This window comes from Pseudomonas sp. H2_D02, assembly GCF_054677635.1.
The window spans coordinates 6,061,372-6,081,205 of record NZ_CP162816.1; the positions used below are offsets into that span (position 1 = coordinate 6,061,372).

At 59.2% G+C, this 19,834-nt stretch carries 17 protein-coding genes, 1 other RNA gene and 1 pseudogene; 13 read left to right on the forward strand and 6 right to left on the reverse strand.

Annotated features, from left to right (window positions below):
- Window positions 1-40: 40 nt before the first annotated feature.
- Entirely contained in the window at window positions 41-607 is a 567-nt protein-coding gene (gene grpE, locus AB4N42_RS27765; protein WP_460115606.1) for a nucleotide exchange factor GrpE, read from the reverse strand.
- 241 nt (window positions 608-848) lie between these two features.
- Between grpE and recN the strand changes: the two genes are divergently transcribed.
- Complete coding sequence (gene recN, locus AB4N42_RS27770; protein WP_030139776.1) at window positions 849-2,522, forward strand: DNA repair protein RecN; 1,674 nt, start codon at window positions 849-851, stop codon at window positions 2,520-2,522.
- Window positions 2,523-2,598: 76 nt separating this feature from the next.
- Here recN and fur read toward each other — a convergent pair whose 3' ends face one another.
- Complete coding sequence (gene fur / locus AB4N42_RS27775; RefSeq protein WP_030139775.1) at window positions 2,599-3,003, reverse strand: ferric iron uptake transcriptional regulator; 405 nt, start codon at window positions 3,001-3,003, stop codon at window positions 2,599-2,601.
- A 97-nt stretch (window positions 3,004-3,100) separates the two neighbouring features.
- On the opposite strand from fur, the gene AB4N42_RS27780 reads away from it, so the two are divergent.
- Window positions 3,101-3,628, forward strand: coding sequence for an outer membrane protein assembly factor BamE (locus AB4N42_RS27780; RefSeq protein ID WP_030139774.1), 528 nt, complete (start codon window positions 3,101-3,103; stop codon window positions 3,626-3,628).
- 58 nt (window positions 3,629-3,686) lie between these two features.
- On the opposite strand, the gene AB4N42_RS27785 is transcribed toward AB4N42_RS27780, so the two are convergent.
- Genes AB4N42_RS27785 through AB4N42_RS27795 form a run of 3 tightly spaced genes read right to left on the reverse strand, consistent with a single transcriptional unit; the run spans window position 3,687 to window position 5,840 of the window.
- Window positions 3,687-3,989 carry an RnfH family protein gene (locus AB4N42_RS27785; RefSeq protein ID WP_217861233.1) on the reverse strand — a complete coding sequence of 101 codons (303 nt, stop codon included), beginning with the start codon at window positions 3,987-3,989 and terminating at the stop codon, window positions 3,687-3,689.
- Window positions 3,986-4,429, reverse strand: a complete 444-nt coding sequence (locus tag AB4N42_RS27790; protein ID WP_460115607.1) for a type II toxin-antitoxin system RatA family toxin — start codon at window positions 4,427-4,429, stop codon at window positions 3,986-3,988. The genes AB4N42_RS27785 and AB4N42_RS27790 overlap by 4 nt, the downstream gene beginning before the upstream one ends.
- 7 nt (window positions 4,430-4,436) lie before the next feature.
- A complete protein-coding gene (locus AB4N42_RS27795; RefSeq protein ID WP_407682821.1) occupies window positions 4,437-5,840 on the reverse strand; it encodes a sodium-dependent transporter in 1,404 nt (467 codons plus the stop codon).
- 118 nt (window positions 5,841-5,958) lie between these two features.
- On the opposite strand from AB4N42_RS27795, the gene smpB reads away from it, so the two are divergent.
- Window positions 5,959-6,441 carry an SsrA-binding protein SmpB gene (gene smpB, locus AB4N42_RS27800; RefSeq protein ID WP_030139770.1) on the forward strand — a complete coding sequence of 161 codons (483 nt, stop codon included), beginning with the start codon at window positions 5,959-5,961 and terminating at the stop codon, window positions 6,439-6,441.
- Between the two features lie 117 nt (window positions 6,442-6,558).
- Here the strand turns inward: smpB and AB4N42_RS27805 are convergent, their stop codons facing one another.
- Window positions 6,559-7,326, reverse strand: coding sequence for a GntR family transcriptional regulator (locus tag AB4N42_RS27805; protein ID WP_030139769.1), 768 nt, complete (start codon window positions 7,324-7,326; stop codon window positions 6,559-6,561).
- Window positions 7,327-7,589: 263 nt separating this feature from the next.
- On the opposite strand from AB4N42_RS27805, the gene AB4N42_RS27810 reads away from it, so the two are divergent.
- The 10 genes and pseudogenes from AB4N42_RS27810 to AB4N42_RS27855 all read left to right on the forward strand — a co-directional run bounded on the left by AB4N42_RS27810 (window position 7,590) and on the right by AB4N42_RS27855 (window position 19,808).
- The gene (locus AB4N42_RS27810; protein ID WP_030139768.1) at window positions 7,590-9,284 is read left to right on the forward strand and encodes a lactate permease LctP family transporter; all 1,695 of its coding nucleotides are present in this window, start codon (window positions 7,590-7,592) and stop codon (window positions 9,282-9,284) included.
- 150 nt (window positions 9,285-9,434) lie between these two features.
- A pseudogene (locus tag AB4N42_RS27815) lies at window positions 9,435-10,260 on the forward strand ((Fe-S)-binding protein).
- The gene (locus tag AB4N42_RS27820) at window positions 10,257-11,711 is read left to right on the forward strand and encodes a LutB/LldF family L-lactate oxidation iron-sulfur protein (protein ID WP_030139766.1); all 1,455 of its coding nucleotides are present in this window, start codon (window positions 10,257-10,259) and stop codon (window positions 11,709-11,711) included. The pseudogene AB4N42_RS27815 and the gene AB4N42_RS27820 overlap by 4 nt, the downstream one beginning before the upstream one ends.
- Entirely contained in the window at window positions 11,711-12,382 is a 672-nt protein-coding gene (locus tag AB4N42_RS27825; protein ID WP_198797622.1) for a LutC/YkgG family protein, read from the forward strand. The genes AB4N42_RS27820 and AB4N42_RS27825 overlap by 1 nt, the downstream gene beginning before the upstream one ends.
- Window positions 12,379-15,246: an FAD-binding and (Fe-S)-binding domain-containing protein gene (locus AB4N42_RS27830; protein ID WP_030139764.1), complete on the forward strand. Its 2,868-nt coding sequence runs from the start codon at window positions 12,379-12,381 to the stop codon at window positions 15,244-15,246. The genes AB4N42_RS27825 and AB4N42_RS27830 overlap by 4 nt, the downstream gene beginning before the upstream one ends.
- 95 nt (window positions 15,247-15,341) lie before the next feature.
- On the forward strand, window positions 15,342-15,632 hold the full coding sequence (locus AB4N42_RS27835; RefSeq protein WP_030139763.1) for a hypothetical protein: 291 nt from the start codon (window positions 15,342-15,344) through the stop codon (window positions 15,630-15,632).
- 96 nt (window positions 15,633-15,728) lie between these two features.
- Window positions 15,729-16,122, forward strand: a transfer-messenger RNA (tmRNA) gene (gene ssrA, locus AB4N42_RS27840).
- Window positions 16,123-16,309: 187 nt separating this feature from the next.
- Window positions 16,310-17,566 carry an integrase domain-containing protein gene (locus AB4N42_RS27845; protein WP_460115609.1) on the forward strand — a complete coding sequence of 419 codons (1,257 nt, stop codon included), beginning with the start codon at window positions 16,310-16,312 and terminating at the stop codon, window positions 17,564-17,566.
- A gap of 956 nt (window positions 17,567-18,522) precedes the next feature.
- Entirely contained in the window at window positions 18,523-19,503 is a 981-nt protein-coding gene (locus tag AB4N42_RS27850) for an integrase domain-containing protein (RefSeq protein ID WP_460115610.1), read from the forward strand.
- Window positions 19,500-19,808, forward strand: coding sequence for a hypothetical protein (locus AB4N42_RS27855; protein WP_460115612.1), 309 nt, complete (start codon window positions 19,500-19,502; stop codon window positions 19,806-19,808). Before AB4N42_RS27850 ends, AB4N42_RS27855 begins: the two co-directional genes overlap by 4 nt.
- Window positions 19,809-19,834 lie beyond the last annotated feature (26 nt).

Sequence of the window (19,834 nt, forward strand, 5' to 3'; positions counted from 1 at the left end):
TTAAACGCTTGACTTCTTAATGGGGCCGTTGCGCCCGATTTCAAGCCTGCTCATCAATAGAAGGCGAAACCGGAGCTGGCGCCTTGCTGACCACAACCATGGCCGGGCGCAGCAAACGGCCGTTGAGCAGGTAGCCCTTCTGGAAAACCTTCAGCACGCTGTTTGGCTCGACATCCGCACTTTCCTGCATCGCCATCGCCTGGTGATGTTCGGCGTTGAAGGGTTCGCCGTGTGGATCGATCGCTTCAAGCTGATAGCGCTTGAGGGTGTCCTGGAACATTTTCAGGGTCAGCTCGATGCCTTCACGCATCGGACGGATGTTCTCGTCGTCCGGGTTGGACAGTTCCAGACCGCGCTCCAGGCTGTCGATGATCGGCAGCAGGTCGCCGGCGAAACGCTCCAAGGCAAACTTGTGGGCCTTCTCTACGTCTTGCTCGGCGCGACGGCGAACGTTCTGCAGATCGGCTGCTACACGCAACGCCTGATCCTGCGCACCGGCCAGTTGCTCCTCGAGCACTTGTACACGTGCCGACAGGTCTTCACCCGAGTCCTGGGGAGCCTGATTGGAGTCTAGATTTTGCGTGTCCTGCGTCTGTTCGTCAGCCATAGATTTCTCCTTTCAACTTCGTCCGCGAGCTCGACTCGCGCTTCTGCCCCGATATATGGGGCCGGGTTTTCAAGCTTCAAGGGTCATCTGACGAATTAACCCTACAAAAGGCAGCAGCATGGTCATTCCTCGAAGCACTAAGAATTTCGCCGTCCCAAGCAAATCGAGCTAAGCGCAGGCATTGTCAGCCCGAAACAAAACACTGTATAAATAACCAGACCTAAAGCCTGGGAGCGGCCTTATGCTGGTGCACCTGTCCGTACACAACTACGCCATCGTCGAACATCTCGACCTCGAACTCGATCGGGGCATGAGCGTGATTACCGGTGAAACCGGCGCGGGCAAGTCGATCATGCTCGACGCCCTGGGCCTGACGCTGGGTGACCGTGCCGACAGCGGCGTGGTGCGTCCCGGAGCGGACAAGGCCGACATCCTGGCAACCTTCGATCTGGTCGATATTCCCGAAGCCAGCACGTGGCTGGCCGAGCGCGACCTGGACACCGATGGCCTGTGCATCCTGCGCCGGGTCATCACCGCCGAGGGCCGCTCCCGAGGCTATATCAATGGCACGCCCTGCCCGTTGGGCGACCTCAAGGCCCTGGGTGAGCTGCTGATTGATATTCACAGCCAGCATGAACATCAATCCCTGCTCAAGACCGATACCCATCGCCGACTGCTCGACGAATACGCAGGCGCCACAGACCTGGCGCGCCAGGTTCAACTGGCCGCCCAGCGCTGGCGGCAAACCCGGCAGGAACTGGATCGCCTCTCCAACTCTGGCGACGAACAGCGCGCTCGTCACCAGTTGTTGAGCTACCAGCTGGAAGAGCTGGAGAACCTGGCCCTGGGTGAAAACGAGCTGGAGGAATTGGAACAGGAACACAAGAACCTGACCAACGCCGAGGCGCTGCTGGGTATTTGCCGCCAGGTCGTTGAACAGTGCAGCGAAAGCGATTCAGGCAATGTGCTCAACGCCCTGACAGCGAGCCTGAACCGGCTATCCAGCGTCAGCAACTCCGTAGGCGCCCTGAACGAAGCAACGAACCTGCTGACCAGCGCACAGATACAGGTCGAGGAAGCCGTCGGCGAGCTGAACCGGTTCCTCGATCATTTCGACGCCGACCCGGCACGCCTGCAATACCTCGAAGAACGCCTGGATACCATTTACACGCTCGCCCGCAAGCACCGCGTCCAGCCGACCGATGTCGTCGAGCTGCAGCAACGCCTGCTGGAAGAACTTGAAACCCTGAACGCCAATGATGAATCCATCGAGCGCCTCGGCGACGAACTGGCGTCCTACGCGCGTCATTATCAGGAAAAAGCCACTGAGCTCAGCCAACTGCGCCGCCAGGCCGCGACAGGGCTGGCCAATGCCGTGGAGCAGGAAATCCAGCGGCTGGGCATGCCAGGCGGGCGTTTTACCATCGAGCTGCACCCCAACGCCGGCGACGAACTCCTGCCCAACGGACTGGAACAGGTCGAGCTGCTAGTCAGCGCCAACCCCGGACAGCCGCTCAAGGCGCTGGCCAAAGTGGCGTCCGGGGGCGAGCTGTCACGCATCAGCCTGGCTATCCAGGTCATCACCGCACAAACCTCACGAGTACCTACATTGGTATTTGACGAAGTGGACGTAGGGATCGGCGGTCCGACAGCGGAAATTGTCGGCCAATTGCTCCGCAGGCTGGGCGAACGCGGCCAGGTCCTGACCGTTACCCACCTGCCCCAGGTCGCAGCCCAGGGACACCAGCACCTGTTTGTGCACAAGGTGCGCGGTGAAGACGCTACTCGCACCGCCGTGTCCAAGCTCAACAAGCATGAACGCGTGGAAGAAGTGGCGCGGATGCTGGGGGGCATCGACCTGACCAAGGAGTCCTTGGCGCACGCTAAGAAAATGGTGATCGCGGCAAAAATCTAAAGGACACCGCAAAGCAAGAAGGCGACCCGAGGGTCGCCTTCTTTCGTTTTGGGAGTATTTAAATCCCGCGACGAGCTTATTTGCGCTTGCGCACGTGCAAGACGAGATGGTGATCGATCAGCTCGAAACCATACTCCTCAGCAATCGCTTTTTGCAGCTTCTCGATTTCAGGACTGACGAACTCGATAACTTCACGGGTTTCCACATCCACCATATGGTCATGGTGTTCACCGTCAGCCAATTCAAAGACAGCATGACCGCCATCAAAATTATGACGAGCCACCAGCCCCGCAGCTTCGAACTGAGTCAGAACACGGTAAACCGTGGCCAGACCGACGTCCTCGCCAGCTTCCATGAGCGCCTTGTAGACGTCTTCGGCACTCATGTGGCGTTGCTCTGCGGAATCGAGCATTTGCAGAATCTTGACCCTTGGCAGGGTCACTTTGAGGCCGGCTTTGCGTAGTTCGCTATTTTCAACCATGGTCAGCTTTCTCGCGATGCTGCTTCGCAGCTTCTCTTATTGCGGGTATGATCGGCGTTTACGTTGTCCCAGCCAAGATAGTGGAAGTCGCCCACCGATGCAAAACACCAAGCTCTTGCTAACCAGTTTCACCTTCGTGGGACTGCTCGCACTCGCCGGTTGTTCATTCCCCGGGGTTTACAAAATCGACATCCAGCAGGGCAATGTCGTCACGCAGGACATGATAGACCAGTTACGCCCGGGAATGACCCGTCGGCAAGTACGGTTTATCATGGGCAACCCCCTGCTGACCGACACGTTCCATGCCGATCGCTGGGATTACCTGTACAGCTTGCAGCCAGGTGGCGGTGAGCGGCAACAAGAACGCATCAGCGTTATCTTCAATGCCAATGATCAGCTTGTCAGCCTGTCGGGTGATTTCATGCCGGGCGTAAGCCGCGATGAAGCCATCATGGGCAAGGACAGCGGCACGACCGTGACCGACCCGACCCAGAACGCCGAACAGCCAAAACCGGAAAAACCGGCCAAGCCAGGTTCGCTGCTGGATCAGATCCAGAAAGACGTGGACAAAGTCGAGACCGTGCCTGTGCCGACTCCGGAGCCACTGGATACGTCACCGCAATAAATCGCGACAAGAAAAAACCCGGCATGCCGGGTTTTTTCATGCCTGCAATTCAGTCCGGCTATTGATCCGCCTGACGCGCCTGGGCGGCCTTGGCCGCACGCAGGCGCCGAATTTCCTTCGGATCAGCCAGCAAAGGTCGATAAATCTCAAGCCGATCCGCCGGCTGGACCACCTGCCGGTCCGGATCGGCAACCACTTTGCCAAAAATCCCGACAGGGCAAGTGGTCAGGTCCAGCTCCGGAAACTCCTCGGCAACGCCCGACACGATCAATGCGGCGCGAACAGACGTTCCTTCGTCGACCTTGAATGAGCGCAAGACCTGGCGATCGGTAGCGGCATACACCACTTCTATCTCGATCAACGCTTGAGCTCGGCGTTTTGCTTGGCCCGCTGGCAAAACGCGTCAACCAAGGTATTGGCCGCCTGATTGAACAGCGGGCCCAGCGTCGCACGTACCAGTGGCCCGGCATAATCAAATGACAGGTCCAGGCTGATCTTGCAGGCCTTCTCGCCAAGCGGCTTGAACACCCATACGCCATGAAGCTGATTGAAAGGGCCTTCTTCGAGGTTCATCTCGATGGATTGTCCCGGCACCAAGGTATTGCGAGTGACGAAATGCTGGCTCAATCCACCCTTGGCGACATTGAGACTGGCGCGCATATGGGTTTCGGAGCTTTCGAGCACCTCGGCGGACGAGCACCACGGCAGGAACTGCGGATAACTCGCCACGTCGTTGACCAGGTCATAGAGCACCTGCGCCGGATAAGGCAGCAAGGCCGAGCGTTGAATATGTGTCGTCATGCAAGCGTCACTTCCACAGCTGGGCGGCAAACACTACAAGAATGCCGATGGGCGCCACATAGCGCATCAAGAACAGGCTCAGGGCGAACAGCACCGGACTGCGCAGCGACAACTCGTCACGTACGGCTTCGCGCCCCATGACCCACCCTGCAAACACCACGAAACACAAACCTCCCAAGGGCAGCATGATCCGCGATGTAAAGAAATCAATCACTCCGAAGAAATCCAGTCCCCCGGCAGCTCCCCACTGGTAGAGGTGGAACAGGCCGTCTTCGTTCACGAAAAACTTTGCCTGCTTCCATATATTGAAGGAAAAAACCGTGCCCAGCCCCACGAACCAGCAAGTAAAGGCCAGCCAGAAGGTGACCCAGGCGCGGCTCAGGCGGGTTCGTTCCACAAGATAAGCCACCATCGGCTCAAGCAGGGAAATGGCTGAACTCCAGGCTGCGATAGCCACCAGGACAAAAAACACCACCCCCATGACTTGGCCGAACGCCATGCTGCCGAAGGCAAAAGGCAGGCTGACGAACATCAATCCCGGCCCTTCGCTGGGGTTCAGGCCGGCGGCAAACACAATCGGGAACAATGCCACCCCAGCCAACAACGATACAAAGGTGTCCAGCAACGCGACCCCGACAACGGTCTTGGTCAGAGACGCATTCTTCGGCATGTAGGCGCCATAGATCATGATCGAGCCGACTCCCACGCTGAGGGAAAAAAATGCGTGGCCCATGGCCGGCAACAAGCCATCCATGACTTTCTCCGGCTTGAAGTCGAACATGAAATGCACGCCTTCCATGAAGTGGCCCGTGGTCATGCTGTAGCCCAGCAACACCAGGATCATCACGAACAGGAGTGGCATCATGATCCGCAGGCTGCGCTCAAGCCCGGCGACCACGCCTCGGGCAATCACCACGGCAGAGAGCACCAGGAAAAGTGTGTGCCAAAGCGTCAGCCTCCACGGATCGGCGATCACATTGCCGAAGTAGGCCCCCACCTCATCGGGCGTCGCACCGTGGAAATCCCCACGCCCCATGTCGATGATGTAGTCCAGCGACCAGCCACCCACCACGCTGTAGAAGGACAGGATCAGCAACGCCGTGATCATCCCGGCGAACGCGCCCCATGACCACTTCGGCGAGTGCCCTGCCTCTACCGCCAACACCTTCAAGGCGTTGGCCGGGCTCTGACGGGCGCGACGACCGATCAACGTTTCCGCCAGCATCACCGGTGCGCCGATGAGGACGATGCACGCCAGGAACATCAATACGAAAGCTCCGCCGCCATAGACGCCGACCATGTACGGAAACTTCCAGATACTACCCAGGCCCACGGCCGAACCGGTCGCGGCGAGTATGAAGACCCAGCGGCTAGCCCAACTGCCGTGGACAGAAACCTTGTCTGTCGACATCGTGATCACGCCCAAGCGTTCAAAAAAGAGGCCGCATTGTCCGGGATTCACGCAACCTGCTCAAGCACACCGCTTCACCGTAGCCGACACGCACGCAACTGCCTATAATGCCGCCCCTATGGCTAAACAGAAGAAACACCCCACAGGGACCATCGCGCAAAACAAAAAGGCGCGACACGATTACTTCATCGAACAACGTTTCGAGGCTGGCATGGTCCTGGCCGGCTGGGAAGTAAAGAGCTTGCGTGCCGGCAAGGCGCAACTGGTCGACAGTTATGTCTTGCTCAAGGACGGCGAAGCGTGGCTGCTCGGCAGTCATATCACGCCGCTGACCACCGCCAGCACCCACGTCATCGCCGACCCGGTGCGCTCGCGCAAGCTGCTGCTGAACAAGCGCGAGCTGGAGAAGCTCTTCGCTTCCGTGCAGCAGAAGGGTTATGCGTGCGTCTGCACGTCGCTGTACTGGAGCAAGCACTTGATCAAGTGTGAAATTGCCCTGGGCAAGGGCAAGAAGGAATACGACAAGCGCGATACCGAACGCGAACGCGACGCCGGTCGCGAGTTGCAGCGCGCGGTGCGCAACAAGGGCAAGGAAGACTAAGCCCTCGATCTTTGTGGGAGCGAGCTTGCTCGCGATGGCGTCGTCACATCCGCTGTAGATGGGTCTGACAGACCGTCTTCGCGAGCAGGCTCGCTCCCACAGATTCAACAATCATGATCAGATCCCCTTGCGCCGCTCCGCCCGCGCCATCCGCTGCACTTCCTGCCGCACCTCTTCCAGGACTTCCTGCACATACAGGATATGTCGGCTGGAGACTTCCCGCGCCAGCTCCGCGTGCCCGTCCATGATGGCTTGATACAGCTCGCGATGCTGACTGATCAGCATGTCGCGCGTCTCGCTACGCTGCTTGTACATGCCACCGATATTGGTCACCACGTTGCGCTTGAGCAGGTCGAACAGTCCGCGAATGGTGTGCAGCAAGACCGCGTTATGACTGGCCTCGGCGATCGCCAGGTGGAAACGTGCATCCGCCGCACCCTCCTCTGCCCGACTCACTTCTTCGTGGCGCGAATAACAATCCTGCAACGCTTCGAACGCGGTCGTCAGTCGCTCGCGGTCGACCTCCGTAGCGCGCAGTGCTGCGTAATAAGCGCAGGATGCTTCCAAGGTATGACGAAACTCCAATAAGTCGCGCTGCGCTTCGGGATTGCTCTCCAAGAGTTGCAGCAGCGGATCACTGAAGGTCGAGCCCAGCGACTCCACCACATAGTTGCCGCCGCCCTGGCGACTGATCAGCAAGCCTTTGGCCGTCAGCTTCTGGATCGCTTCACGCAGCGAAGGGCGTGATACGCCGAACTGCTCGGCCAGGGTCCGCTCGGCCGGCAGGCGCTCACCTGACTTCAGCGTGCCTTCAAGGATCATGCCTTCAAGCCGCTCGACAATATCGTCAGACAAACGGCGCTGACGAATCTGATCAAACCCCATAACTCAATTCTCCACGATCCCGACGGCTCGCCGGGCTCTCTATTCTGGCCCATCCGGGCCTTATCCACACCCACCAAAAACCGCCAATGCCAACAGATCAGATGTGATCTGCACCGCTTATTCGACGAAAGTTTCAGGGCGGCAAATTGACACACGACAACCAAGGCTTTTACCCTAGCCGACAGCGCTTGTAAATTGGTATTACCAATTAACCAGAAACACTGACCAGTGCCTGACCAACAACAATTAGGGGCTCACCCAATATGCAAACCTGGCAACAGCTTTACAGCCCGCTCGGCAGCCTAGGCTTGTCCGCACTCGCGGCCGTCATTCCCATCGTGTTTTTCTTCCTGGCCCTGGCGGTGTTTCGCCTGAAGGGACACGTGGCCGGCAGTATCACCCTGGCCCTGGCGATTGCCGTGGCGATCTTCGCGTTCAATATGCCTGCAGATATGGCTTTCGCCGCCGCCGGCTATGGTTTTGCCTACGGTTTGTGGCCCATCGCCTGGATCATCGTCGCCGCAGTGTTCCTCTACAAACTCACGGTCAAGAGCGGCCAGTTCGAGGTCATCCGCAGCTCGGTGCTGTCGATTACCGATGACCAACGCCTGCAAGTGCTATTGATCGGCTTTTGCTTCGGCGCATTCCTCGAAGGTGCCGCCGGTTTCGGCGCACCCGTGGCAATCACCGCGGCCCTGCTGGTCGGCCTGGGCTTCAACCCCTTGTATGCCGCTGGCCTGTGCCTGATCGCCAACACGGCACCGGTCGCCTTTGGCGCGCTGGGTATCCCGATCATCGTGGCCGGGCAGGTCACCGGGATCGACGCGTTCAAGATCGGCGCCATGACCGGTCGCCAACTGCCGTTGTTGTCGCTATTCGTGCCGTTCTGGCTGGTGTTCATGATGGACGGCCTGCGTGGCGTGCGGGAAACCTGGCCGGCGGCGCTGGTGGCAGGCTTGAGCTTCGCCATCACCCAGTATTTCACCTCGAACTTCATCGGCCCGGAACTGCCGGACATCACGTCCGCCCTGGCCAGCCTGATTTCCCTGACGCTGTTCCTGAAAGTCTGGCAGCCCAAGCGCACTGCAGGCGCCCAGATTGCGGGCGCCACCTCCAGCGCAACAGTCACCGCCAGCGCCGGTGGTTTCGGCCAGCCGCGCAGCACCGTGGCGTCGCCCTACAGCCTGGGGGAAATCATCAAGGCCTGGTCGCCTTTCCTGATTCTCACCGTGCTGGTCACGATCTGGACCTTGAAACCCTTCAAGGCGATGTTCGCCGCTGGCGGCTCGATGTACGCCTGGGTGTTCAACTTCGCTATTCCGCACCTGGATCAATTGGTCATCAAGTCCGCACCTATCGTGGTCAACCCGACCGCCATCCCGGCCGTGTTCAAGCTTGATCCGATTTCCGCCACCGGTACGGCGATTTTCTTCTCAGCGCTGATCTCGATGCTGGTATTGAAAATCAACGTCAAAACTGGTCTTACCACTTTCAAAGAGACCCTTTTCGAGTTGCGCTGGCCCATCCTGTCCATCGGCATGGTGCTGGCGTTCGCGTTTGTCACCAACTACTCCGGCATGTCCTCGACCATGGCCCTGGTATTGGCCGGCACTGGCGCGGCGTTCCCGTTCTTCTCGCCGTTCCTGGGTTGGCTGGGCGTGTTCCTGACCGGCTCCGACACGTCGTCCAACGCGCTGTTCAGCTCGCTGCAAGCCACCACCGCGCACCAGATCGGCGTCAACGACACCTTGCTGGTGGCGGCCAATACCAGCGGCGGCGTGACCGGCAAGATGATCTCGCCACAATCGATCGCCGTGGCCTGCGCGGCGACCGGGCTGGTAGGCAAGGAATCGGATCTGTTCCGTTTCACCCTGAAACACAGCCTATTCTTTGCAACGATCGTTGGCCTGATCACGCTGGCCCAGGCCTACTGGTTCACCGGCATGCTGGTTCACTAATTACTACACGAAACACTGAAAAAACCGACGCCGAACCGTGATTCGGCGTCTGCTATTCACAACCGGGTCTGCAAGGCTGCTGAAAGATTTCCTCACTATATTCAGCAGCCTCAGCGGACGGATAACCGGGACCACCCGGAGACACGCCTGATGAGCGAGCTTTTTTACAACGCCGTACCGAACGCGACCCGTGTCGCCCCGCCCCTGCCCGAACCTCGGCAGTACCCCAGCGAGAAACCTCCTCGGGTCTACCTGTTCGGGACATGCGTGGTGGACCTGTTCTATCCCGAGGCCGGGATGGATGCGATTCATCTGCTCGAACGCGAAGGGATCCGAGTGGAGTATCCGCAAGGGCAAACGTGCTGCGGGCAGCCGGCGTACACGTCCGGATACACCGAGCAGGCGCGGACGGTGGCGCGGGCGCAACTGGCGTTGTTTGCCGGGGATTATCCGGTGGTCGTGCCGTCGGGCTCGTGCGCTCGGCATGCTGCGTGAACATTACGCCGACTTGTTCAAGGACGAGCCGCAAACGCTCAAGCAGGTCCAGGCGCTGGCTGCCAGGACCTATGAGCTGGCCGAGTTCCTGTTGTTCGTCTGCAAGGTGCAATTGAACGACGGCGGCACGCCGGTGAAGGTTGCGCTGCATACGTCCTGCTCGGCACGCCGGGAAATGAATACCCACCTGCATGGCCGTGCGTTGTTGGCGCAGTTGCGCAATGTGGAACGCGTCGAACACAGTCATGAAAGTGAGTGCTGTGGTTTTGGTGGGACGTTCAGCGTTCGCATGCCGGACATTTCCGGCGCGATGGTGGCCGACAAGACCCGGGCACTGAAGGAATCCGGCGCGCATCAGGTGGTCAGCGCCGATTGTGGGTGCTTGATGAATATCAATGGCGCCCTGGAAAAACAGCAGGAAGCGTTGCGCGGCCAACACCTGGCGAGCTTCCTCTGGCAGCGAACCGGAGGTGCCGCATGAGCACGCCGACGCTGATCCCGACCGTTGAAGTGGGGAATGATTTTCGCGCCCGCGCCCACAAAGCGCTGGACGACACGCAACTGCGAAATAACTTTCGCAGCGCGATGGATTCACTGATGACCAAACGGGCAACGTCTTTCAGCGATGCCCACGAAAGAGAACATTTGCGAGTGCTGGGCAACGCTGTCCGCGCCCGTGCGTTATCCAAGCTGCCCGACCTGCTCGAGCAACTTGAAAGCAACCTGACCCGCAACGGTGTGAAAGTACACTGGGCGGAAACGGTGGACGAAGCCAACGGCATCGTCCTTTCGATCATCCGCGCTCACGAGGCGCGGCAAGTGATCAAGGGCAAATCGATGGTCAGCGAAGAGATGGAGATGAACCATTTCCTCGAGGCTCGGGACATTGAATGTCTCGAATCCGACATGGGGGAATACATCGTCCAGCTCGATCACGAGAAGCCTTCACACATCATTATGCCGGCGATCCACAAGAATGCCGGTCAGGTCGCGTCCTTGTTCCACGACAAACTCGGCGTGGAGTACACCAAGGACGTTGACCAACTCATTCAGATCGGTCGCAAGGTCTTGCGGCAGAAATTCTTCGAAGCTGACATTGGCGTTTCCGGCGTCAACTTTGCCGTCGCCGAAACCGGCACCCTGCTGCTGGTGGAGAACGAGGGTAACGGGCGGATGTCCACTACGGTGCCGCCGGTGCACATTGCCGTGACTGGCATCGAAAAGGTCGTGGAAAACCTGCGCGATGTGGTGCCGCTGCTCTCGCTGCTGACCCGCTCGGCCCTCGGCCAACCGATCACCACCTACGTCAACATGATCTCCGGGCCGCGCAAGCCTGACGAACTGGACGGTCCCCAGGAAGTCCACCTGGTCTTGCTCGATAACGGTCGCAGCCAGGCGTTTGCCGACAGCGAACTGCGCCAGACCCTGAATTGCATCCGCTGCGGCGCCTGTATGAACCATTGCCCGGTCTATACCCGAATCGGTGGCCATGCCTACGGGGAGGTTTACCCAGGGCCTATCGGAAAAATCATCACACCGCACATGGTCGGCCTGGCGAAGGTGCCGGATCACCCGAGCGCATCTTCGCTGTGCGGAGCCTGCGGCGAAGTATGCCCGGTGAAGATTCCGATCCCAGCCCTGCTGCGGCGGCTGCGGGAGGAAAACGTCAAGGCGCCGGACAGTCCCAACCCGATCATGCGCGGCCAGGGCAGTAAATACTCGGCCAAGGAACGGTTCATCTGGAATGCCTGGGCCCGGCTAAACAGCTCGCCACGGCTGTACCGATTGTTTGCTTTCCTTGCCACACGCCTGCGCGCCCTGGCACCGCAAAATGTCGGCCCGTGGACGCAGAACCACAGCGCCCCGAAACCCGCCGCCCGCTCACTGCATGACCTGGCCCGCGACCACCTGAACCCGCAGGGAGACCGCTGATGAGCGCCAAGGAAAATATCCTCGCCAAGCTGCGTAAAAGCCTGACCGGCACCACGCCGGTTGCCGACACCTATGACGTTGAACTGGTGACGCAGACCTACCGCTATGCGCCTGAAGAACGCATCCCGCAATTGCGCAAGCAAATGGAAGCGGTCCACACCGAGATCCACCTGACCTCCGGCGAAGCCTGGCCGGCACTGTTGGCGCAACTACTGCGAGACCGACAACTGCCGAGCCTGTTGATCGCGCCGACAACGCCTCACGGACAAAAAATCGTACAGTTCTGGGCGAATAATCCGGACCTGCCAGCTCTAAAGGCCTACGACCGGCCTGTAGAAGAATGGAAAGCCGAACTGTTCAACCACACCCCGGCCAGCCTGACCGGCACCCTTGGCGCCATCGCCGCCACCGGCAGCCTGATTCTCTGGCCGACACGGGAAGAACCGCGTCTGATGAGCCTCGTCCCACCGGTGCATTTCGCCCTGCTCAAGGCCAGCGAGATTCGCGACAACTTCTATGAAGTGCAACAGGAATTCGCGTGGGCCCAGGGCATGCCAACCAATGCCCTGCTGGTGTCCGGCCCATCGAAAACCGCCGATATCGAGCAAGTCCTGGCTTACGGCGCCCATGGTCCGAAGGACCTGGTGGTACTGATCCTGGAGGACCAATGACGCTTCCGGCCCCTTTCCTGCGCGACGCATACCAACTGATCCCGCAAAAACGACGCTTTGACGATCCCTTGTCCACCCTGGCCTTCGGCACCGACGCCAGTTTCTATCGGCTGATTCCGAAACTGGTGGTGCGCGTCGAATCCGAAGATGAAGTCATCGCCCTGCTGAAACTGGCCCAACGCGACCAGGTTCCGGTCACGTTCCGCGCCGCCGGTACCAGCTTGTCAGGCCAAGCCATCAGCGATTCGGTGCTGATCGTGCTTGGAGATAACTGGAACGGCCGGGAAATTCGCGAGCAAGGCCACCAGATTCGCTTGCAACCCGGCGTCATCGGCGCCCAGGCCAACGCCTGGCTAGCCCCATTCGGACGCAAGATCGGCCCGGACCCGGCGTCGATCAATGCCTGCAAGATAGGCGGTATCGTCGCCAACAACGCCAGCGGCATGTGCTGCGGCACGGCGCAGAATACTTATCACACCCTCGCCGGCATCCGCCTGGTCCTGGCTGACGGCACGCGCCTGGACACCGAAGACGCCGCCAGCGTGGCGGCTTTTCGCACAAGCCATGGTGAACTGTTGGAGCAACTGGCGATCCTGGGTCGCGAAACCCGCGCCAACACGGAACTGGCCACCCGAATTCGCCACAAATACCGTCTGAAAAATACCACCGGCCTGTCACTCAACGCCCTGGTGGACTTCGACGAGCCTGTGGATATCTTGAGCCACTTGCTGGTGGGCTCCGAAGGAACCCTCGGTTTCATCAGCGCGGTGACCTACAACACGGTCATCGATCACCCGAACAAGGCGTCGGCGCTGATCGTCTTCCCTGACGTCGAAACCTGCTGCAACGCCGTCACCGTGCTGAAAAGCCAGCCGGTCTCCGCGGTCGAGCTGCTGGACCGTCGCAGCCTGCGTTCGGTGCAGGACAAGCCGGGCATGCCAGATTTCGTACAGCATCTGTCGAACAATGCCTGCGCCTTGCTGATCGAATCCCGCGCGGCTTCGTCATCGTTATTGCAAGAGCAACTGGCCCTGATCATGGCCTCGCTGGCAGGTTTCCCGGTGGAAAAGCAGGTCGATTTCACTGAAGACCCACGGGAAAACGCCCGGCTCTGGGCGATCCGCAAGGACACCTTCCCAGCCGTGGGCGCGGTCCGCAAGACCGGAACCACCGTGATCATCGAAGACGTGACCTTCCCGGTCGAGCAACTGGCGATCGGTGTGAACCGCCTGATCGCGCTGTTCGACAAGCATCACTACGACGAAGCGATCCTTTTCGGACACGCGCTGGAAGGCAATCTGCACTTCGTCTTCACCCAAGGCTTCAACAGCGCCGACGAAGTCGCACGCTACCAAGCGTTCATGGATGACGTGGCGCAATTGGTGGCGGTGGAATTCGGTGGCTCGCTCAAAGCCGAACACGGCACCGGCCGCAACATGGCGCCGTTCGTCGAGCTGGAATGGGGCAGCGACGCCTATCAATTGATGTGGCAGCTCAAGCGCCTGCTCGATCCCAATGGCATTCTCAACCCGGATGTGGTGCTCAGCGAGGATCCACAGATTCACCTCAAGCACCTCAAGCCCTTGCCTGCCGCCGATGAGATTGTGGACAAGTGCATCGAGTGCGGCTTCTGCGAGCCGGTCTGTCCGTCCAAGGACCTGACGCTGAGCCCGCGTCAGCGCATTGTGATCTGGCGAGATATCCAGGCGAAAAAACGCGACGGAACCGATACCTCGGAGCTGGAAACGGCTTATCAATACCAGGGCATCGACACCTGCGCCGCCACCGGGCTTTGCGCCCAACGTTGCCCTGTAGGAATCAACACCGGCGAACTGGTGAAAAAGCTCCGTGGCCGCAGTGCAACGCGTACGAAAACCGCTGATTGGCTTGCCGGCAATTTCGCTACCGCACTGCAAGGGGCGCGCTTTACGCTGCATGTCGCCAATGGTGCGCGAATGCTCTTGGGGGCACCGCGCCTGGCACGTTTGTCGGCAGGCCTGACGCGGCTATCCAAAGGGCAAGTTCCACAGTGGACCAACGCCATGCCGCAGCCGGAAAGGGCCATTCGCTTCAGTCCCGCCGTGTCGGATGAACGACCCAGGGTGGTTTATCTGGCGGCCTGTGTGTCGCGGGTCATGGGCCCTGCCGCGGGCGACAGGGAACAGATGTCGCTGCATGACAAAACCCGAGGCCTGCTGGAAAAGGCCGGCTATCAAGTCGTTTTTCCGGACAACGTAGACAGCCTTTGCTGCGGCCAGCCTTTCGCGTCCAAAGGCTATGCCGAACAAGCCGAGCATAAGCGCCAGGAACTGATCGGCGCGCTGCTGCACGCCAGTCGCGGCGGACTCGATCCGATTTACTGCGACACAAGCCCTTGCACACTGCGATTGGTCCAGGACCTCGGCGACGTGCGCCTGGACCTGTATGACCCGGTGCGCTTCATCCGCACGCACCTGATGGATCGCCTCGACTTCACGCCTCAGGAAGCGCCCATCGCAGTTCATGTCACCTGCAGCACGCAACACCTAGGAGAAAGCCAGGCGCTGATCGATCTGGTGCGCAAGTGCAGCAATAACGTGGTCATCCCGGAAGGCATTCATTGCTGTGGTTTTGCCGGTGACAAAGGCTTCACCACGCCGGAGCTGAACGCCCATTCGTTGCGCTCGCTGAAAGGGGCGGTACAGCATTGCAGCGAAGGGATTTCCACCAGCCGCACATGCGAGATCGGTCTGACACGTCATGGGGAAATCGACTACCACGGGTTGGTGTATCTGGTCGACCGCGTCACCCGGCCCAAACCCAACAAGGGCGAGGACTCTGCGACGGGATTCGAAGAAAAATCGAATTCCTGCACTTCGCTGTAGTCACTTGAATAGGCCCGGCTCCGCTGGGCCCTACCCCAACTCGGCCTGTCCGTGACATCCGACAGCACCGAGACCATACGTTCAAGGAGATACACATGAAGCGCACCGCACTTGCTGGCTTGTTCATTTCCGCTGCGATGTTGGCCTCTCCGGTGTTTGCAAATAGCCAGGCAGACCTTTGCCAAGTCAACCTGCAAAAAATCAAGGACGCCAAGGTCAGCACCGAGGAAATGAGTGAAAGCATGAAATCTGACATCGATGCCACTATCCAGCAGGCCTCCGCTGCCCAGGCCAAAGGTACCGAGCAGGGCACGAAGGAATGCATCTCGCTGACCACTCAAGCCATTCAGAAATTGCAGAACAACACCAAAGGCGATCAGCAGTAATGTCGCGCCCGGCCAACCTTCGGGTTGGCCTCAGACGCGGATTGGCGTACACTGCACATGCCTGCCGCTCCAACAGATTCACGGAACGCCAGGTTCGGGGCCGTTTAGGATTCGACGCCGGTTGCGAAACTTTAGGTGCATGCCGAGTTGGTAACAGAACTCGTAAATCCACTGTTGCAACTTCCTATAGTTGCCAATGACGAAACCTACGGGGAATACGCTCTCGCTGCGTAAGCAGCCTTAGCCCTTCCCTTCTGGTACCTTCGGGTCCAGCAATCACCAGGGGATGTCCGTAAACCCAAAGTGATTGTCATATAGAACGGAATCGCCGTGCAGTACGTTGTGGACGAAGCGGCTAAAACTTACACAACTCGCCCAAAGCACCCTGCCCGTCGGGTCGCTGAGGGTTAACTTAATAGACACGGCTACGCATGTAGTACCGACAGCGGAGTACTGGCGGACGGGGGTTCAAATCCCCCCGGCTCCACCACTTCTTCATCTAAAGACGTCCACGGACGTCTTTTTTTGTGCCTGAAACCCAGTAAATACGCGGCTTCCAGCGATTTTTCGGTCTTTTGAGAGTTTTTGAGTTCCAGCCGTTCGGGTATTCCAGACGGTATTCCAGCTCATCCGGTGCTAATCTTTGGAATACCGAATCAGTGCTTGAGGACGATCTCATGCCTGCTCAAAACCTCCGCCTCTCCGATCGACAGCTCAAGGGAGTCAAACCCGCGTCCAAGGATTACGTCCTCACGGACGGTGACGGTTTGCAGCTCCGGGTACGCAGCAACGGCTCGTTGCTGTGGAATTTCAACTACCGCGAACCGGTGACCAAGAAGCGCATCAACATTGGCTTCGGGACCTATCCCGAACTGTCACTGGCGAACGCACGAAAGAAGGCAGTCGAAGCTCGCGAGCTGCTCGCCCAAGGCATCGATCCGAAGGTGCAGCGCAATACGTTGAATGAAGCCAAACGCGCGGAAACCGAACACACCTTCGAGAACGTGGCCACCGCCTGGTTCGAGCTCAAAAAAGACTCGGTTACCCCGGCCTACGCCGAGGACATTTGGCGTTCGCTCACGCTGCACGTGTTCCCCGATTTGAAGACGACCCCACTCGCGAAAATCACTGCACCGATGGTGATCGGACTGCTTCGCCCAATCGAAGCGAAAGGCAGCCTGGAAACGGTCAAGCGTCTCAGCCAGCGGCTAAACGAGATCATGACCTACGGCGTCAACTCCGGACTGATCTTCGCCAACCCACTCACCGGCATCAGGGCAGTATTCAAAAAGCCCAAGAAAGAGAACATGGCTGCGCTTCCGCCAGAAGAGCTCCCGGAGCTCATGCTGGAAATCGCGAACGCCAGTATCAAACGCACGACCCGCTGCCTGATCGAGTGGCAGTTGCACACGATGACTCGCCCCGCCGAGGCGGCAACTACTCGCTGGGCTGACATCGACTTTGAAAGACGTGTCTGGACTATCCCGCCGGAGCGGATGAAGAAGCGCCGCCCTCACAGCATCCCGTTGAGTGATCACGCTGTCGCACTGTTGCAGTCACTGAAGACTCACAGCGGCCATCGCGAATACGTCTTCCCGGCGGACCGAAATCCGCGTACTCATGCCAATAGCCAGACCGCCAACATGGCGTTGAAACGGATGGGCTTCCAGGATCGCTTGGTCAGCCACGGCATGCGCTCTATGGCCAGCACCATCTTGAATGAACATGGGTGGGACCCGGAACTCATTGAGGTCGCACTGGCGCATGTCGACAAGGATGAGGTGCGCAGCGCCTACAACCGAGCCGACTACATCGAGCGTCGACGTCCGATGATGGCTTGGTGGAGTGAGTACATCCAGAAAGCCGCCACCGGTAGCCTGCTCGCCTCAGCTTACAGCCAAGTCAGAGACAAGAACGTGGTGCCGATTCGCTAGCGCTGTACAGGCGTAAGAAGTGCAGTAGCAACAACAACTGAACGTTCAAGATTCGGGGCAAGCAGCCTCGCTTATCCGCTTCTCAGCGCGGGTCCCTCCAAACAGGGCTGCAAAGCCGCCCTGTTTGGAGGGACCTTACTTTGAAGAGCTAAAAGCGACCACGTTGTCCGGGGTTTGCCACGGAATTCCACCGGTAGATAATTGGTTTTCACGTCCCTAGTAGCGCCGAATTTCGACCCTTGACCGGGTTTATCCACAGGCGTAGAACTGGCCGTGCAAGCGCTGTCGATGACAGCAACCCAGGTGACCCGAACCTTGAAGGTCACGCCGCTCTCGCGGTGGTTCGCCCCCAAATGGCGATTAGCATCCGGCAGCTCGCCCGGTCACCTCCCCGGTGATGGATGCCTACTTCAGATCATGGCCCTCGTGCGCCAGACGACACTTCCTACTTCGCTGCCCTGCAGCAACCTATCCGCTTGGCCAAATCTTGCGCCAACCTGCGCCCGTCTCTTTCTACTGGAAAGAGACGGGCGCTTCTAACACTGCTGCAGCCCTCATCGCACTTGGCTTTGCGGCAACTCCTCTCGTGACAATTGGCGTGACAAACGCCGATTTCACCAGCAACAGCGCTGCAGATGATGGTGCCGCAGACCAGGGAATGGACTGCACCTGACTGACAGTCAGGCATGCGCCGGTCATCGCACCGCTGCGTTTACCCGGCTCAGGATCTTCAGGCGCTGGTCTCGTCAGCCAGCGCTGCCTCCACCCGCCCACCGGTAACGGTGCTCAGGAGGCCAGATCATGAGATGCCCTTGCTCCCGGACGTAAGGAGCCGCCAGTCCCGCGTAGTGGACATTCCCCACAGGTCGCAGGGGCCTTGATCCCTGATAACACTCAGCATTCTTGGCGGGATGACGTGGGGCGAGGATCGGAGAGCGAACGATGAGGTGACCGACATGGCATTGGTGGGTAGGCGCGACGGCCGCAATTTTGGCTACGGCAGGCAATTGAGCTATGCAGGGCCGCAGGCACTGAAAGACATGTTCGGCGGTGGTCATTACGGAACGGTCAAAGCGCACTGTGACCGGTGGTTGGCATTCGTAAAGTGGTGCCGCTCCGAACAGGGACCGGGTATCAACGATGCGCGGCAGATTGATCGGAAAGTGTTGGCCGACTATGCGGCGTATCTGCGCGACATGGTTAGGCGCGGTGATCTCGCCGTCAGCACCGCACAAAATCGGCTATCCAGCGTTAACAGGACCATGGCAGCGCTTCGCGGTGATCAGTACGTGAAATTGCCCAGTCCGAGCAAAGCATTGGGTATGCAGCGCACCGGGGTTCGACACTCGGTGCCTCAGGGCCAAGAACGCGAACAGGTTAAGCAGATTGTCGATGTGCTTTGCAGCCATCATCAGCTGCGGGCCGCCGCGATAGTCCTGTTGGCACGAGCCACCGGCATGCGCTTGCGTGAGGCTATCTTGGCGGACCTGCCACGGTTGAGCCGTGAGGCTAACGACTTAGGTAGGATCAACATTCAGGATGGCACCAAAGGAGGCCGCGCCGGAGCCTCGGCGCCGCGTTGGATTGCGGTGGACGACCATGTTCGAGATGCCCTTGGGTTTGCACGGCAGGTGTCGCCTGCGGGTAGCCGCAATCTGATTGCACCAGACGAAAGCTACCTCAATCTCCTACAACAAATCATCCGCCCTGCGCGGGATATCCTGCATGCACACAACCTCAAAGGCTTCCATGAGCTACGAGCGGCGTACGCATGTGAGCGCTACGAGCAGATCACCCAATGCCCCGCGCCAATCAATGGTGGCAAATGTTACCAGGTAGATAGGAACCTTGATGGCGAGGCCCGGAGGCGAATCAGTTACGAGCTTGGGCACGGTCGGATCGACGTGGTCGCTGCCTACATTGGCGGACGGACATGAGTAAGCCATTCGATATGGAGCTGTTCTTGGCTGGTGTGCTGACGGGCTCGCATGCAACCCAACAACGCCATGTGCGACAGGCAAAAATCATCCAGGCTGAAATAGCAGAGCGCTGGCAGCGAGAAACGCCTTGGGCCTGGCAGAGAAAGCATTTGGTTTGGTTTCTCGAGCAACGCCTGAAAGAACGAAGTGGTGCTTCACAGTATTACTATCTACTGACCGTACGGCTGCTCGCCCGACGACTAGAAAAACCATGGGTTTTCAACCGCTGTCAGGGCATACGCATGCCTGACGGCCGATGCTGAGAGTGCCGGCCCTCAATACTGGCAGC

Bases quoted from the DNA above. Each gene is read 5' to 3' on its own strand.
- AB4N42_RS27805 (WP_030139769.1), bottom strand. From the start codon at position 7,326: ATGGGGTTTGATCAGATTCGTCAGCGCCGTTTGTCTGACGATATTGTC.
- AB4N42_RS27835 (WP_030139763.1), top strand. From the start codon at position 15,342: ATGAAGCGCACCGCACTTGCTGGCTTGTTCATTTCCGCTGCGATGTTG.
- AB4N42_RS27830 (WP_030139764.1), top strand. From the start codon at position 12,379: ATGACGCTTCCGGCCCCTTTCCTGCGCGACGCATACCAACTGATCCCG.
- AB4N42_RS27780 (WP_030139774.1), top strand. From the start codon at position 3,101: ATGCAAAACACCAAGCTCTTGCTAACCAGTTTCACCTTCGTGGGACTG.
- AB4N42_RS27825 (WP_198797622.1), top strand. From the start codon at position 11,711: ATGAGCGCCAAGGAAAATATCCTCGCCAAGCTGCGTAAAAGCCTGACC.
- AB4N42_RS27810 (WP_030139768.1), top strand. From the start codon at position 7,590: ATGCAAACCTGGCAACAGCTTTACAGCCCGCTCGGCAGCCTAGGCTTG.
- recN (WP_030139776.1), top strand. From the start codon at position 849: ATGCTGGTGCACCTGTCCGTACACAACTACGCCATCGTCGAACATCTC.
- grpE (WP_460115606.1), bottom strand. From the start codon at position 607: ATGGCTGACGAACAGACGCAGGACACGCAAAATCTAGACTCCAATCAG.
- smpB (WP_030139770.1), top strand. From the start codon at position 5,959: ATGGCTAAACAGAAGAAACACCCCACAGGGACCATCGCGCAAAACAAA.
- fur (WP_030139775.1), bottom strand. From the start codon at position 3,003: ATGGTTGAAAATAGCGAACTACGCAAAGCCGGCCTCAAAGTGACCCTG.
- AB4N42_RS27855 (WP_460115612.1), top strand. From the start codon at position 19,500: ATGAGTAAGCCATTCGATATGGAGCTGTTCTTGGCTGGTGTGCTGACG.
- AB4N42_RS27845 (WP_460115609.1), top strand. From the start codon at position 16,310: ATGCCTGCTCAAAACCTCCGCCTCTCCGATCGACAGCTCAAGGGAGTC.
- AB4N42_RS27795 (WP_407682821.1), bottom strand. From the start codon at position 5,840: ATGTCGACAGACAAGGTTTCTGTCCACGGCAGTTGGGCTAGCCGCTGG.
- AB4N42_RS27820 (WP_030139766.1), top strand. From the start codon at position 10,257: ATGAGCACGCCGACGCTGATCCCGACCGTTGAAGTGGGGAATGATTTT.
- AB4N42_RS27790 (WP_460115607.1), bottom strand. From the start codon at position 4,429: ATGACGACACATATTCAACGCTCGGCCTTGCTGCCTTATCCGGCGCAG.
- AB4N42_RS27850 (WP_460115610.1), top strand. From the start codon at position 18,523: ATGGCATTGGTGGGTAGGCGCGACGGCCGCAATTTTGGCTACGGCAGG.